Below are 14,321 nucleotides of genomic sequence, written 5' to 3' on the forward strand. Positions count from 1 at the left end.
GATAGATCAGGGCAGCCCGGCAGCGATCCACAGCACCAGCGCGTTGCCGAAGCCGAGCGAGGCGTCGCGCCACGCAAGCGGCGCTAGCATCGCGCCGATCGAGATCACGCACATCGCCAGCGCGATATAAAGGAAGCGCGCCGCGCCGCTCGCCCGCCACAGGCCGATGAAGTGCAGCCCGACGATCACCCCGACCGCGCAGAGGAAATAATCCCCCCACCCGAAACGCGGCAGCAGCGAGGAGGCGAGCATGATCGCCGCGATCTCGAACGCCACGGCCAGCAGATAGGCGCGACGGCGGAACAGCGCATTGCCTTCGCCACGTATCTGCGCGCGGAGCCACAGGCGGCCCAGCAGCCCTGCCGCGATCAGCGTCACCGCTCCGCCCGCAATGGCCCGCATCGGATACGGCAGCGACAGCGCCAGTGTGCCGATCACACCCCACAAGGCACCGAACAGCACCCCGATAACGCGCGGGATCGGCCATGCACGCATCACCCGCGCGGCAGGCCCGCGACCACCGTTTTATATTCCCGTATCGTCTCCTCGAAAATCCGCGCGACCGGCTTCACCTCGTGGATGCGCCCGGCGACCTGCCCGGTGAGCGCGATGCCCGCCTCCAGGTCGCCTTCGAAATAGACCTTCCGCGTGTCGGCGAACTCGCCGAAGATATTGGGCGAGCCCTCCGCCGCGATCCGCGTCGACCGCCCGGTGCGCAGCGCGCGGAGCGCCGGCCCCGGCCCCTTGCGGTTGAGGAACACCGTATCCGTGGCATCGGCGTCGAGGATCGCCTGCTTCCAGTTCCCGTGCACGGGGCTTTCGGCGGAGGAGAGGATGCGCGTGCCCATCAGCACGCCCTCGGCGCCGAGCGCGAAGGCCGCCGCCATCGTCCTGCCGTCCATGATCCCGCCGGCCGCGACGACTGGCACGTCGACCGCCTCCACCACCTGCGGCACCAATACCATGGTGGAGACATCCTTCGGATTCTTGAACCCACCGCCCTCGCCGCCCTCGACGATCAGGCCGTCCACGCCCGCCTCCACCGCGCGCAACGCGCCCGCCAGATTGGGGACGACATGGAACACGGTCAGCCCCGCCTCCTTCAGCATCGCGGTATATTTCATCGGATCGCCGGCGGAGGTGGTGACGAACTTCACCCCCTGATCGATCACGAAACGGATGATGTCGGGGTCGCGGACGAAGGCCTGCGCGACGTTCACGCCGAACGGCTTGTCGGTAAGCTCGCGCATCTTGAGGATCTCCTCGCGCACCGCGTCCAGCTCGCCCGAAGAGGTCTCGATGATCCCCATGCCGCCCGCGTTCGACACGGCGGAGGAAAGCTGCGCGCGCGCGATCCAGCCCATCGCCGCCTGGATGATCGGCTTCTCGATCCCCAGCATTTCCGTGATGCGCGTGCTTACCGCCATTACCCTCTCCCGCTTTTTAGAAGAACGGGTTGGCACGAAGCGCGCCACGGCGCCAGCCCGAAACGGGCCGGCGCCGAATTGCGGGTATGCTACTCGGCGGCGACCGCCGCCGGTTCCGGCTCCTGCCAGACGAGCTTCGGCTTGCGCGCCGCCAGCGTCTCGTCGAGCCGGTTGCGCGGCGCGAAATGCGGCGCGGTGCGCAACGTCTCGTCGCCGGCCCGCGCCCGTTCCGCCACCGAGCGCAGCGCGCCGATGAACTGGTCGAGCGTCGCCTTGCTCTCGGTCTCGGTCGGCTCGACGAGCATCGCGCCGTGGACGACGAGCGGGAAATACATCGTCATCGGATGGAAGCCCTCGTCGATCAGCGCCTTGGCGACGTCGATCGTCGAGAAGCCCTCCGCGAAGCCTTTATCCGAGAAGATCGCCTCGTGCATGCACGGCCCCGATGCGGCGAATGGCGCGTCGAGCACGTCCTCAAGGCTGCGCAGCACGTAATTGGCGTTGAGCACCGCGTCCTCCGCCACCTGCCTGAGGCCGTCCGCGCCGTGGCTGAGGATATAGGTGAGCGCGCGGGTGAACATCCCCATCTGGCCGTGGAACGCGGTCATCCGGCCGAAGCTGTCGGCGTGATGATCCTGCGCCGTCTCCTCCTCGACCAGCACGAAATGATCGCCCTGCTTCTCGACGAACGGCAGCGGCGCGAACGGCGTAAGCCGCTCCGAAAACACCACCGGCCCGGACCCCGGCCCGCCGCCGCCGTGCGGGGTGGAGAAGGTCTTGTGCAGGTTGATGTGCATCGCATCGACGCCGAGGTCGCCCGGCCGCACCCGGCCGACGATCGCGTTGAAGTTCGCGCCGTCGCAATAGACATAGCCGCCGGCCGCGTGGACCGCTTCCGAGATCGTCTTGAGATCGCGCTCGAACAAGCCGCAGGTATTGGGGTTGGTTATCATCACCCCCGCAACGTCCGGCCCGAGCCGCGCCTTCAGCGCCGCCGTATCGACGCGGCCTTCCTCGGTCGCGGGGATATTCTCCACCGAGAAGCCGGCGAAGGCGGCGGTGGCGGGGTTGGTGCCGTGCGCGCTCTCGGGCACCAGGATCACCTTGCGATGCCCCTCGCCGCGCTTCTCCAGCGCCGCCTTGATCGCGAGGATGCCGCACAATTCGCCATGCGCGCCCGCTTTCGGGCTCATCGCGACCGAATGCATCCCCGTAAGCGTCACCAGCCAGTGCGCGAGCTGCTGGATCACCTCCAGCGCGCCCTGCACCGTGTCGATCGGCTGGAGCGGGTGGACGTCCGCGAAGCCCGGCAGCCGCGCCATCTTCTCGTTGAGGCGCGGGTTGTGCTTCATCGTGCACGAGCCGAGCGGGAACAGCCCGAGGTCGATCGCGTAATTCTGCCGGCTGAGGCGGGTGTAATGCCGCACCGTCTCCGGCTCGCTGAGACCGGGAAGGCCGATCGGCGCGGAGCGCGCGAGGCCGCCCAGGCGGCTGGTCGCGGTGGCGGGCGGCGCGATCTCCACGCCGGTCGTCTCGCTGCCGCCGATCTCGAAGATCAGCGGCTCCTCCAGCATCAACGCCTTGTTGCCGGTGAAGGTGGGCCCGGCGTTGCCGCCCTGCGCAGGCGTCGTCGGACGCCAGCCGCTCTGGTTGATCGCGGTCATGCCAACACCTCCTCGAGCGCGTTGGCGAGTGTTTCGACATCCTCCGGCGTGGTCGTCTCCGTCACCGCGACGACCAGCCCGTTGGCGAGACTCTCGACGCCCGGATAGAGCCGCCCGAGCGAGACGCCCGCGAGCACGCCTTTCTCCGCCAGCGCGCGGACGATCGGGCGCGCCTCCTTGCGCAGATCGAGCGTGAACTCGTTGAAGAAGGTGTCGTTCACCAGCCGCACGCCCGGCACCTTCGCCAGCCGCTCCGCCGCGACGACCGCGCCGGCGTGGTTGGCCGCCGCCAGCGCGCGCAGCCCCGCCTCGCCCAGCAAGGTCATGTGGATCGAGAAGGCGAGCGCGCAAAGCCCTGAATTGGTGCAGATGTTCGACGTCGCCTTCTCGCGCCGGATATGCTGCTCGCGCGTGGAGAGCGTCAGCACGAAGCCGCGCCGGCCGTCGGCGTCCACCGTCTCGCCGCACAGCCGCCCCGGCATCTGGCGGACATATTTGTCCTTGCAGCCGAACAGGCCGACATAGGGCCCGCCGAACTGGAGCCCGACGCCGAGCGACTGGCCCTCGCCCACCACGATATCGGCGTCCATCTCGCCGGGCGAGCGGATCGCGCCGAGCGCCACCGGCTCCGTCACCACCGCGACCAGCAGCGCCTTTTGCGCGTGGCATGCGTCGGCGAGCGGGCGCAGGTCCGCGATGCGACCGAGAATGTCGGGATATTGCACCACGACGCACGAGGTGTCGCCGTCGATCTTCGCGATCAGCGCGTCGATATCGGTTTCGGCGGTCAGCACCGGCGGCGACACGTCGAGCGCATCGCCGGTATATTTCGCCATCGTCCTGGCGACCGACACATAATGCGGATGGAGGCCGCCGGAGAGGATCGCCTTGCCGCGCCTGGTGATGCGCCGCGCCATGCCGATCGCCTCCCAGCATGCGGTGGAGCCGTCATACATGCTGGCGTTGGCCACATCGGTCCCGAGCAGGCGCGCGACCTGCGTCTGGAACTCGAACAGCATCTGGAGCGTGCCCTGCGCGATCTCGGGCTGGTAGGGCGTGTAGGCGGTCAGGAACTCGCCGCGCTGGATGATATGGTCCACGCTCGCCGGCACATGATGGCGATAGGCGCCGCAGCCGAGGAAGAACGGACCGTCGCCGGCCGCCATGTTCCTGCGCGCCAGCGCCGACATGTGGCGCTCGACCGCAAGTTCGCTGGCATGGCCGGGCAGGCCGGCGATCGGGCCGGCGAGGCGGACGCTTTCGGGCACGTCGACGAACAGGTCGTCGATCGAGGACGCGCCGATCGCGGCGAGCATCGCCGCGCGGTCCGGCTGGGTAAGGGGCAAGTAACGCATCAGTCGGGCTTTCTCATCGTGAAGCGCAGGCGGACGTAATCGGCGACCCATGCGCCGTCCGGCCCGCGTAGCCGGTCGGCGAGCCGCGCCTCGATCGCCTCCGCGATCGCGGGCAGGTCGGCGGGGTCGATCCCGGCGGCGTCGAACGCGCCGGTCATGAAGGTGGCGATCCAGCCCGTCACGCCGCCGGGCAGCGGCGTCGGGCGCGGGATCAGCGTGGCAGCGATGTCGGTGAAGCCGGCATCGGCATAGACGCGGGTGAACTCCTCGACGGAGGGATACCAGTGCCGCGCGCTGTCCGGGATCGCATGGCCGCGCGCGGCAAGCTCCGCGTCGATGCCCTCCCACAACGCGGCGCAATTTCCCCCGCCGCCCATCTCGCCGACGAAACGCGCGCCGGGCTTCAGCGCGCGCATCACGCCGCGCGCCACCGCGCCGGCATCGCGCATCCAGTGCAGCGCGGCATTGGAGAAAGCGGCGTCGAACCCGGCAGAAAAGTCCAGCGCCTCGCCGCTCATCACCCGCGCGTCGAGACCGCGCTCGCGCGCCGCGGCGGTCATCGCGGGCGAGGCATCGACCCCGACCACTTCCGCGCCGGTCGCGGCGATGGCCGCCGTCAGCACGCCATCACCACAGCCGACGTCGAGAATCCGCTCCCCCGCGCGCGACGCGAGCAGCGCGACCACCGGCTGCCCCAGCGCCGGCACGAACGCGGCGTTGGCGGCATAGGCCGCGGGGCTCCAGTCGGAGGTGGGGGAAAGGGTCATCGCCGGATCACAGCTTGGCGACGAACGCCTCATAGGCGCTTTCGTCCATCAGCCCGTCCAGCTCGGACGGGTCGGACAAGGTGATCTTGAAGAACCAGCCCTCGCCTTCCGGGTCGGTGTTGACCAGGCCCGGCTCGTCGGCCAGCGCCGGATTGCCCTCGATCACCGTGCCGGAGACGGGCGCATAGACGTCGCTCGCCGCCTTCACGCTCTCGACGACCGCCGCGTCGTCGTTCTTCGACAGCGCCTTGCCTTCCTCCGGCACCTCGACGAACACGATATCGCCGAGCTGGCCTTGCGCATAGTCGGTGATGCCGACGGTGCCGACCTCGCCGTCGACGTCGATCCACTCATGGTCTTCGCTGAAATAACGGCTCATCTCACTTCACTCCTCGGAAGTAACGGTGGGGAACGAAAGGCATCGGCATCACGGTCGCATTGTGGACCTTGCCGCGCTGGGTGAGCTGGATATGCGTGCCGGGCGCGGCGAGCGCGGGCGGCACATAGGCCATCGCGATCGGCGCGCCGACCGTGGGCGCGAAGCCCCCGGACGTGACCTTGCCCACGTCGCTGCCGTCGGCATCGAGCACCGACGCGCCCTCGCGCACCGGCTGGCGCCCCTCGACCAGCAGGCCGACGCGCTTCGCCGCCGGGCCGTTCTCGCGCTCCAGCAGGATGCGCTCGGCGCCGGGGAAGTCGCCCGCCTCGCGGCGGCGCTTGAACAGGGCGAAGCCGAGATCGGCCATCACCGGCGTCGTCTCGGGCGACAGGTCGTGGCCGTAGAGCGGCAGCCCCGCCTCCAGCCGCAGTGAATCGCGCGCGCCCAAACCGATCGGCCTGACCTCCGGCTGCGCCACCAGCGCATCGGCCAGCGCCTCGGCGGCGTCGGCCGGCACCGAAATCTCGAACCCGTCCTCGCCGGTATAGCCGGAGCGGCTGATCCACAGGCCATGCCCCTGCCATTCGAACGGCGCGGCCTGCATGAACACCAGGGCATCGACGCCGGGAACGATGCGCGCCAGCGCATCGACCGCCTTCGGCCCCTGCACCGCCAGCAGCGCGTGATCGTCCATCAGGTTGAGCGTCACCTCGTCGGGCAGATGCTCGATGATATGGCCGATGTCGTCATATTTGGTCGCGCCGTTGACGACCATGTAGATGCGGTCGTCCGCCTGCCGCGTCAGCATCAGGTCGTCGAGGATGCCGCCCGCCGCGTCGAGCAGCAGCGAATAGCGCGCTCGATTGAAGGCGAGGCCGGCGATATCGGCCGGCATCAGCGCCTCCAGCGCCGCGACCACGCCTTCGCCGGTGAAGGTGAGCTGGCCCATGTGGCTCACGTCGAACAGGCCGGCGGATTCGCGCGTCCACAGATGCTCGGCCATGATGCCTTCATACTGGACGGGCATGTGATAGCCGGCGAACTCGACCATGCGGCCGCCCTTCGCGCGATGCCATGCATCGAGCGGCAGCGTCTGGATCGGCGGTTCCTCGAAATCGTCGTCGCGGCGGGTGGTGTCGTTCACGGGGCTTCTTCCGGCAGAAAGGGCGATGAACGCGGGAACGCTCCCCGCGGTCGATCCGTTCACCCCCTCTGTCACGGAACCTGAGAGCTTCACGCCGCGCGCCGCGCGGGGCTTACCCCTTCGGTGAGGCGGGCTGAAAGCGCGCCTGCTTTCCAGAGTATCGTTTGGCCCGCGCGGTCCTTCTGCCTGAGAGATTCCGGGGCGGTTGCTCCTTCGGCGGCCTCTTGCCCGATCCTCGAAGGAAGGGTTCGGAGGCTCTCTCCCGCGCGTGCCTTGCCGGTTGCCCGGGTCACGATGCGCGCAAGGCTGTGACCGCGCGGACGCGGAGAGTCAATCGCGTTTCGGCGACCGCCCGCTCATTTCCGCGAAAGGCGGAACAGCCGTCCCTCGGCACCGCGTCCGCCATCCTCCACCAGCCAGATCGCGCCGTCCGCCGCCTGCGCCAGCCCGCGCACGCGGAAACCCATGTTCCACTGGTTGGCGGGCGTCGCTTTCGCCCCGTTCAGCGTAACCCGCACCAGCGTCTTGCCGGACATGCCCGCGATCATCAGCGAGCCTTTATATTGCGGGAACATCGCGCCGGAATAGACGATCAGCCCGCCAGGCGAGATCGTCGGCGACCACCACAATTCCGGCGCGGCGAATTCCGGCTTCGAGGGATGATCGGGGATCGGCGCGCCGGAATAATTGTCGCCGTTCGACACGATCGGCCAGCCGTAGTTGCGGCCGGGCCGGAGCAGGTTCAGCTCGTCGCCGCCCTTCGGCCCCATCTCCACTTCCCACAAGCGTCCGTCCGGCGTGAAGGCGAGACCGTAGGGATTGCGGTGCCCGAGCGTCCAGGTCTGCGCGCGGACGCCGCCGGCCTTATATTGCGGGTTACCCGGCCACGCCGCCCCGTCGAGCGTCAGGCGCAGGATCTTGCCGAGCGCCTGTTCCGGGTCCTGCGCCGGCATGAAGCGCTGACGCTCGCCGGAGGAGAGGAACAGCGACTTGCCGTCCGGCGCGAAGGCGATCGCCCCGCCGAACTGCCCGCCGGGACCGTCCGATCCGGCGCGCCAGATGACGCGCTGGCCGGTGAGCGCCGCGCCGTCGAACACCGCTTTCATCAGCGCGAGGCTCGCGCCGCCATTGGGGCGCGGCTCGGAATAGCTGAGGTAGATCGCGTGGCTTGTCGCATAGTCCGGCGCGAGCACGACGCCGAGCAAGCCGCCCTGGCTGCTGAGTTGCACCGCCGGCACGCCCGTCACATTGGTGACCTTCCCGTCCGCCGCGCGCAGCTTGAGGTGCCCCGGCTTCTCGGTGACGAGCGCGGCCCCGCCGGGCAGCATCGCGAGCGCCACTGGCTGATCGAACCGGCCGATCTCGGTGACGGTGAAGGGTGGCGGCGTGAGCGCGAGATTCGCGTGGCCGGTGGTCGCGGGGACGTTCCTGATCGACGGCTCGGCGGGCGAATCCTTCGGCACCGGATTGTTCGCGCCGGCCGGCTGCGGCCCCTGCGGCCCCTGCTCCGCCGCCGACGGATTGGCGGGCTGCTGCGCCGAGCAGGCCGTGCCGACCAGCAGGGCCAGGGCGAGGGAATGGCGGCGAATCATGGAGCTCTCCCGTCGATCATCGTCACGTCGCTTAACACAATAACGCCCGCGCGGTTGCCAGCTTGCGCCGCGTGCGCGTTCGTCATATATCGCCCTCGCTTTCTCTACATCGCGAGATGAAGAGGCTGCGGGGTTCGCCCTCGCGGCGGCAACAACGCATATCTGGAGCATCCATGGCGGATATCGCCGCACTGACCCGATTGATCGAGCCCGAGGCGACCGCGCTGGGCTTCGAGCTCGTGCGCGTGCGGCTGTTTGGCAAGGGCGACGAGCGCACGTTGCAGGTGATGGCCGAGCGCCCCGACACGCGCCAGCTCACCATCGAAGATTGCGCCGAGCTGTCGCGCCGCCTGTCCGACATGCTCGACGAGACCGATCCGATCGAGGACGCCTATCGGCTGGAAGTCTCCTCCCCCGGCATCGACCGGCCGCTGACCCGGCTCAGGGATTTCGCCGACTGGGCGGGGCATGAGGCGCGGATCGTGCTCGATGCGCCGATCGACGGTCAGAAGCAGTTCAAGGGCGAGCTTTCCGGCGTGGAAGGCGAGACGATCGTCATCGTCCAGCAGAAAAGCGGCACGGTCGCCCGCGTCCCGTTCAGCGGCGTGGTGGACGCGAAGCTGGTGCTGACCGACAAGCTCATCAAGGCAACCGTCCCGCTCTCCGCCGAGGGCGCGGAAGAAGAAATCGAAGCAGAGGAAACCAACTAATGGCCACCGGCGTCACCGCCAACCGGGCGGAGCTGATCGCGATCGCGAATTCTGTCGCCAGCGAGAAGATGATCGACAAGGCGATCGTCATCGAGGCGATGGAGGATGCGATCCAGCGCGCGGCGCGCACCCGCTACGGCCAGGAGATGGACATCCGCGCCAAGCTCGATCCGAACAACGGCGACCTCAGGCTGTGGCGCGTCGTCGAGGTGGTCGAGCAGGTCGACGACATCTACAAGCAGGTCGACGTGAAGGGCGCGCAGAAGCTGAAGGAAGGCGCCGTGGTCGGCGACTTCCTGGTCGATCCGCTGCCCCCGATCGAGTTCGGCCGCATCCAGGCGCAGGCCGCCAAGCAGACGATCTTCCAGAAGGTCCGCGACGCCGAGCGCGAGCGGCAATATGAGGAGTTCAAGGATCGCGCCGGGGAGATCATCACCGGCGTCGTCAAGCGCGTCGAGTTCGGCCATGTCGTCGTCGATCTCGGCCGCGCCGAGGGCGTGATCCGCCGTGACGCGCAGATTCCGCGCGAGGTGGTGCGCGTCAACGATCGCATCCGCAGCCTGATCCTGAAGGTGGTGCGCGAGAATCGCGGACCGCAGATCTTCCTCAGCCGCGCGCACCCGGATTTCATGAAGAAGCTGTTCGCGCAGGAAGTGCCGGAAATCTACGACGGCATCATCGAGATCAAGGCCGCCGCGCGCGATCCGGGCAGCCGCGCCAAGATCGGCGTTATCTCCCATGATTCGAGCATCGACCCGGTCGGCGCCTGCGTCGGCATGAAGGGCAGCCGCGTGCAGGCGGTGGTGCAGGAGATGCAGGGCGAGAAGATCGACATCATCCCCTGGTCCCCCGACACCGCGACCTTCGTGGTCAACGCGCTCCAGCCCGCCAACGTCAGCCGCGTGCTGATCGACGAGGAAGAGGACCGCATCGAGGTGGTGGTGCCCGACGACCAGCTTTCGCTGGCGATCGGCCGCCGCGGCCAGAACGTCCGCCTCGCCTCGCAGCTCACCGCCAAGGCGATCGACATCCTCACCGAGACGGACGCGAGCGAGAAGCGCCAGCAGGAATTCGTCCGCAATTCCGAGCTGTTCCAGAACGAGCTGGACGTGGACGAGACGCTCGCGCAGCTCCTCGTGGCCGAGGGCTTCAGCGAGCTTGAGGAAGTGGCTTACGTCGAGCTGGACGAGCTGGCCGGCATCGAGGGCTTCGACGAGGATCTCGCGCAGGAGCTGCAAAGCCGCGCGCAGGAAGCGCTGGAGCGCCGCGAGGCCGCCGCGCGCGAGGAGCGCCGCGCGCTCGGCGTCGAGGATGCGTTGGCGGACCTTCCCTATCTGACCGAGGCGATGCTCGTCACGCTGGGCAAGGCCGGGATCAGGACGCTGGACGACCTCGCCGACCTCGCCACCGACGAACTGGTCGAGAAGCGTCGTGCCGAGCCGCGTCGCCGCAACGAGGATGCGCCGAAGCGTCCCGAGAACAAGGGCGGCGTGCTCGCCGAATACGGCCTCAGCGAGGAGCAGGGCAACGAGATCATCATGGCCGCCCGCGCGCACTGGTTCGAGGACGAGGACGTAGGCGCGCAGGCTTCGGAGGAATCGGAAGCCTGATGCCTTTCGTCTCGATCCGGCTGGCAGGCTCCGCGTCGAAGGAGCAGAAGGCGGGGCTGGTGGCCGACGTCACCGCCTCGCTCGTCGCGCGGCTGGGCAAGAGCCCGGCGGCGGTGCAGGTCGTGATCGAGGAGGTCTCGCCGGAGAATTACGGCGCGGCCGGCATCCTGATCGCGGACCGCAAGCCCGAGGGGGACGCACATGCGGCACCCTCGCAATGAGACCGTAAAGGCCCCCACCCGCACCTGCATTCTCGGCCGCGAGCATGGCCCGCGCGACGTGCTCGTGCGGCTGGCGCTCTCGCCGGACGGTCGCGTGCTGCCCGACGTGCGCGCCAAGGCGCCGGGGCGCGGCGCGTGGATCGGGGTGACGCGCGCCGAGCTGGAAGCCGCCGCCGGGCCGAAGGGCAAGCTGCGCGGCGCGCTGGCGCGGGCGTTCAGGACCAACGACTTCATTGTCCCCGACGACCTGCCCGATCTGGTCGCCGCCGCGCTGGAGCGCAACGCGCTCGACCGGCTGGGGCTGGAGGCGCGTGCCGGCACGCTGGTGACCGGCGCGGAGCGGATCGAGGCGGCGGCGCGGGCGGGACAGCTCCACGCGCTCTATCACGCCGCCGACGCGGGCGAGGACGGGCGCGGGAAGCTGGCGCAGGCCTGGCGCGTCGGCTCCGGCCGCGAGGGAAGCGACCTCAAGGGGTTGGCGTTGCCGCTGAATCGTCCCATATTGTCGATGGCGCTGGGCCGCGAGAACGTGGTACATATCGGCGTCACCGACCGTCTGGCGGCCGGGCGACTGGGCGATGCGCTCGATCGCTGGCTGCACTTTATCGGCCCTGAACTGAATTCGATGCCTTGCGAAACGGCCTCGCAAGGCGCATCGCCGCCCGGACCATCCGGGCAACCGGCCGTGACGACGCGACGAGGAATTTGAGTGAGCGAGACCGACAACGACAAGCCGAAACTTGGCATGCGCGCGCCTCTGGGGCTGAAGCGCACGGTCGAGACCGGCAAGGTGAAGCAGAGCTTCAGCCACGGCCGTTCGAACACGGTGGTGGTCGAGGTGAAGCGCCGCCGCGTGCTCGGCCCCGGCGGCGCTCCGGCACCCGAACAGACCCAGGCCCCCGCCCCCGCCCAGCCCGCGCCGGAGCCGGCGCGTCCGGTCGCACCGCGCGCGCCAGCCGGCGAGACGCCGCAGGAGCGTCAGGCCCGCCTGCTGCGCGAGGCCGAGGAGCAGCGGATGCACGCGCTGGAGGACCAGCGCCGCCGCGAGGAAGCGGAGCGTCACCGCGCCGCCGAGGAAGAGGCGCGCCGCGTCGAGGAGAAGCGCGAGGCCGAAAACAAGGTTACCGCGCAACCCGCGCCGGAGCCTGAACCCGCTCCCGCGCCGGAACCGCAGCCGGAAGCCGTCAAGGCCGCCGAGCCGGAGCAGCCCGCGCCTGTCGCCGCCGAAGAGCCCGCCGCGCCGAAGCCCGCGCCTGTCGCGCCACCGGCACCCCCGCCCGCCCCCCCGGCGGTGGAGCTTGGCCGCGATCCGTCACTGCCCGCACCGCGCCGCTTCTCGCCGGTCGTCCGCCCCGAGATTCCGAAGCCGCAGCCCAAGCCGAAGCCCGAAGCGGCCAAGCCCGCCGCTCCCGCTGCCGCGTCGTCCTCCGCCCCGGCGAGCGGCGGCGGTCAGCAGCAGCGCAGCCTGCCCTCGGGTCAGGCGACGCCGCGCAACGCGCCCCCGGCGCGGCCGCAGCAGCGCGATCGCAAGGGCGACGAGCGGCGCGGCGGCAAGCTCACCGTCAACCGCGCGCTGAGCGAGGAAGGCGCGCGCGCGCGCAGCCTCGCCGCCTTGAAGCGCGCGCGCGAGAAGGAACGCCGCACGCAGTTCGGCGGCCCGCGCGAGCCGCAGGCGAAGCAATATCGCGACGTGCAGGTGCCCGAGGCGATCACCGTCCAGGAACTCGCCAACCGCATGGCCGAGAAGGGCGCCGACCTCGTGAAGGCGCTGTTCAAGATGGGCATGCCCGTCACCGTCAACCAGACAATCGACCAGGACACGGCCGAACTGCTCGTCACCGAGTTCGGGCATAACATCGTCCGCGTCTCGGATTCGGATATCGACCTCCAGGTCGATGCCGCGCTGGACGAGGAAGCGGAGCTGAAGCCGCGTCCGCCGGTGGTGACGATCATGGGCCATGTCGACCACGGCAAGACCAGCCTGCTCGACGCGCTGCGAGGCACCGACGTCGTGAAGGGCGAGGCCGGCGGCATCACCCAGCACATCGGCGCCTATCAGGTGACGCTGAAGGACAAGTCGAAGATCACCTTCCTCGACACGCCCGGCCACGAGGCGTTCACCGCGATGCGCGCGCGCGGCGCGGACGTGACCGACATCGTGGTGCTGGTGGTCGCCGCCGACGACGGGCTGATGCCGCAGACGATCGAGGCGATCAACCATACCAACGCGGCCGGCAAGCCGATGATCGTGGCGATCAACAAGATCGACAAGCACGAAGCCAATGCCCAGCGCGTGCGCGAGCGCCTGCTGGAGCATGAGGTGGTCGTCGAGCAGATGGGCGGCGAGGTGCAGGACGTTGAAGTCTCCGCGCTCAAGAAGACCGGCCTCGACGACCTGATCGAGAAGATCCAGCTTCAGGCCGAACTGATGGAGCTGAAGGCCAATCCGGATCGCGACGCCGAGGGCATCGTGCTCGAGGCGAAGCTGGACAAGGGCCGCGGCCCGGTCGCGACCGTGCTGGTCACGCGCGGCACGCTCAAGGTGGGCGACGTGTTCGTCGTCGGCGCGGAGAGCGGCAAGGTTCGCGCCTTGGTCGATGACAAGGGCCGCCAGCTCAAGAAGGCGGAGCCGTCGATGCCGGTCGAGGTGCTGGGCATTTCCGGCACGCCATCGGCGGGCGACCAGTTGCAGGTGGTGGAGAACGAATCCCGCGCCCGCGAGGTGGCGGAATATCGCCAGAGCGTGCTCACCCAGAAGCGCACCACCGCAGCCCCCGCGAGCCTGGAGAGCATGTTCTCCGCGCTCAAGGCCAATCAGGCGATCGAATATCCGCTCGTCGTCAAGGCCGATACGCAGGGCACGGTGGAAGCGATCGTCGCCAGCCTCAACAAGCTGTCGACCGACGATATCAAGGTGCGCATCCTGCATTCGGGCGTCGGCGGCATCACGGAGAGCGACGTGAACGTCGCGGCCGCTTCCGGCGCGCCGCTGATCGGCTTCCATGTCCGTGCCAACGCCAAGGCGCGCGAGATCGCCGAGCGGCATCATGTGGCGCTGAAATATTACGACGTCATCTATGACCTGATCGACGAGATCCGCGCCGGCATGGCGGGCGAACTCGGCCCCGAGGCGTTCGAGACGGTGGTGGGCCGCGCGGAAATCCGCGAAGTCTTCTCCGCCGGCAAGCACGGCAAGGCGGCCGGCCTGCTCGTCACCGAGGGCGCGATCCGCAAGGCGCTCAAGGCGCGCATCACACGCAACGACGTCATCATCTACAACGGCGAGATCGCGTCGCTGCGTCGCTTCAAGGACGATGTGGCGGAAGTGCGCGCGGGGCTGGAATGCGGCGTGACGTTCACGCAGAACTTCACGGACATCAAGCCGGGCGACTACCTCGAAACCTTCGAGGTCGAGCTGCGCGAGCGGACGCTGTAACGGCGGCCCGCTCGCC

At 69.1% G+C, this 14,321-nt stretch carries 13 protein-coding genes and 1 riboswitch; of the genes, 5 read left to right on the plus strand and 8 right to left on the minus strand.

Annotation, left to right across the window (positions count from 1 at the left end; translation table 11 throughout):
• Positions 1-6: 6 nt before the first annotated feature.
• The 8 genes from F9288_RS20440 to F9288_RS20475 all read right to left on the minus strand — a co-directional run bounded on the left by F9288_RS20440 (position 7) and on the right by F9288_RS20475 (position 8,328).
• Positions 7-495 carry a hypothetical protein gene (locus tag F9288_RS20440; protein ID WP_174838481.1) on the minus strand — a complete coding sequence of 163 codons (489 nt, stop codon included), beginning with the start codon at positions 493-495 and terminating at the stop codon, positions 7-9.
• Positions 495-1,475 carry an NAD(P)H-dependent flavin oxidoreductase gene (locus F9288_RS20445; RefSeq protein WP_368076180.1) on the minus strand — a complete coding sequence of 327 codons (981 nt, stop codon included), beginning with the start codon at positions 1,473-1,475 and terminating at the stop codon, positions 495-497. Before F9288_RS20445 ends, F9288_RS20440 begins: the two co-directional genes overlap by 1 nt.
• A gap of 41 nt (positions 1,476-1,516) precedes the next feature.
• Positions 1,517-3,091, minus strand: coding sequence for an aminomethyl-transferring glycine dehydrogenase subunit GcvPB (gene gcvPB / locus F9288_RS20450; protein ID WP_174838485.1), 1,575 nt, complete (start codon positions 3,089-3,091; stop codon positions 1,517-1,519).
• Complete coding sequence (gcvPA, locus tag F9288_RS20455) at positions 3,088-4,446, minus strand: aminomethyl-transferring glycine dehydrogenase subunit GcvPA (protein WP_174838487.1); 1,359 nt, start codon at positions 4,444-4,446, stop codon at positions 3,088-3,090. The genes gcvPB and gcvPA overlap by 4 nt, the downstream gene beginning before the upstream one ends.
• Positions 4,446-5,213, minus strand: a complete 768-nt coding sequence (locus tag F9288_RS20460; protein WP_174838489.1) for a class I SAM-dependent methyltransferase — start codon at positions 5,211-5,213, stop codon at positions 4,446-4,448. The genes gcvPA and F9288_RS20460 overlap by 1 nt, the downstream gene beginning before the upstream one ends.
• Positions 5,214-5,220: 7 nt before the next feature.
• Positions 5,221-5,592 carry a glycine cleavage system protein GcvH gene (gcvH, locus tag F9288_RS20465; protein WP_174838490.1) on the minus strand — a complete coding sequence of 124 codons (372 nt, stop codon included), beginning with the start codon at positions 5,590-5,592 and terminating at the stop codon, positions 5,221-5,223.
• A 1-nt stretch (position 5,593) separates the two neighbouring features.
• A complete protein-coding gene (gcvT, locus tag F9288_RS20470) occupies positions 5,594-6,736 on the minus strand; it encodes a glycine cleavage system aminomethyltransferase GcvT (RefSeq protein ID WP_174838492.1) in 1,143 nt (380 codons plus the stop codon).
• A 164-nt stretch (positions 6,737-6,900) separates the two neighbouring features.
• Positions 6,901-7,011: riboswitch (glycine riboswitch) on the minus strand.
• An 81-nt stretch (positions 7,012-7,092) separates the two neighbouring features.
• Positions 7,093-8,328 carry a PQQ-dependent sugar dehydrogenase gene (locus tag F9288_RS20475; RefSeq protein WP_174838494.1) on the minus strand — a complete coding sequence of 412 codons (1,236 nt, stop codon included), beginning with the start codon at positions 8,326-8,328 and terminating at the stop codon, positions 7,093-7,095.
• A gap of 173 nt (positions 8,329-8,501) precedes the next feature.
• On the opposite strand from F9288_RS20475, the gene rimP reads away from it, so the two are divergent.
• Genes rimP through infB form a run of 5 tightly spaced genes read left to right on the plus strand, consistent with a single transcriptional unit; the run spans position 8,502 to position 14,305 of the window.
• A complete protein-coding gene (gene rimP / locus F9288_RS20480; protein ID WP_174838496.1) occupies positions 8,502-9,038 on the plus strand; it encodes a ribosome maturation protein RimP in 537 nt (178 codons plus the stop codon).
• Complete coding sequence (gene nusA, locus F9288_RS20485; protein WP_174838498.1) at positions 9,038-10,648, plus strand: transcription termination factor NusA; 1,611 nt, start codon at positions 9,038-9,040, stop codon at positions 10,646-10,648. The genes rimP and nusA overlap by 1 nt, the downstream gene beginning before the upstream one ends.
• Positions 10,648-10,869, plus strand: a complete 222-nt coding sequence (locus tag F9288_RS20490) for a 4-oxalocrotonate tautomerase family protein (RefSeq protein ID WP_174838500.1) — start codon at positions 10,648-10,650, stop codon at positions 10,867-10,869. Before nusA ends, F9288_RS20490 begins: the two co-directional genes overlap by 1 nt.
• Entirely contained in the window at positions 10,850-11,578 is a 729-nt protein-coding gene (locus F9288_RS20495; protein WP_174838502.1) for a DUF448 domain-containing protein, read from the plus strand. The genes F9288_RS20490 and F9288_RS20495 overlap by 20 nt, the downstream gene beginning before the upstream one ends.
• Entirely contained in the window at positions 11,579-14,305 is a 2,727-nt protein-coding gene (gene infB, locus F9288_RS20500) for a translation initiation factor IF-2 (RefSeq protein ID WP_174838504.1), read from the plus strand. It abuts the gene before it with no gap.
• Positions 14,306-14,321: the final 16 nt, after the last annotated feature.

Source organism: Sphingomonas sp. CL5.1 (assembly GCF_013344685.1).
GTDB lineage: Bacteria > Pseudomonadota > Alphaproteobacteria > Sphingomonadales > Sphingomonadaceae > Sphingomonas.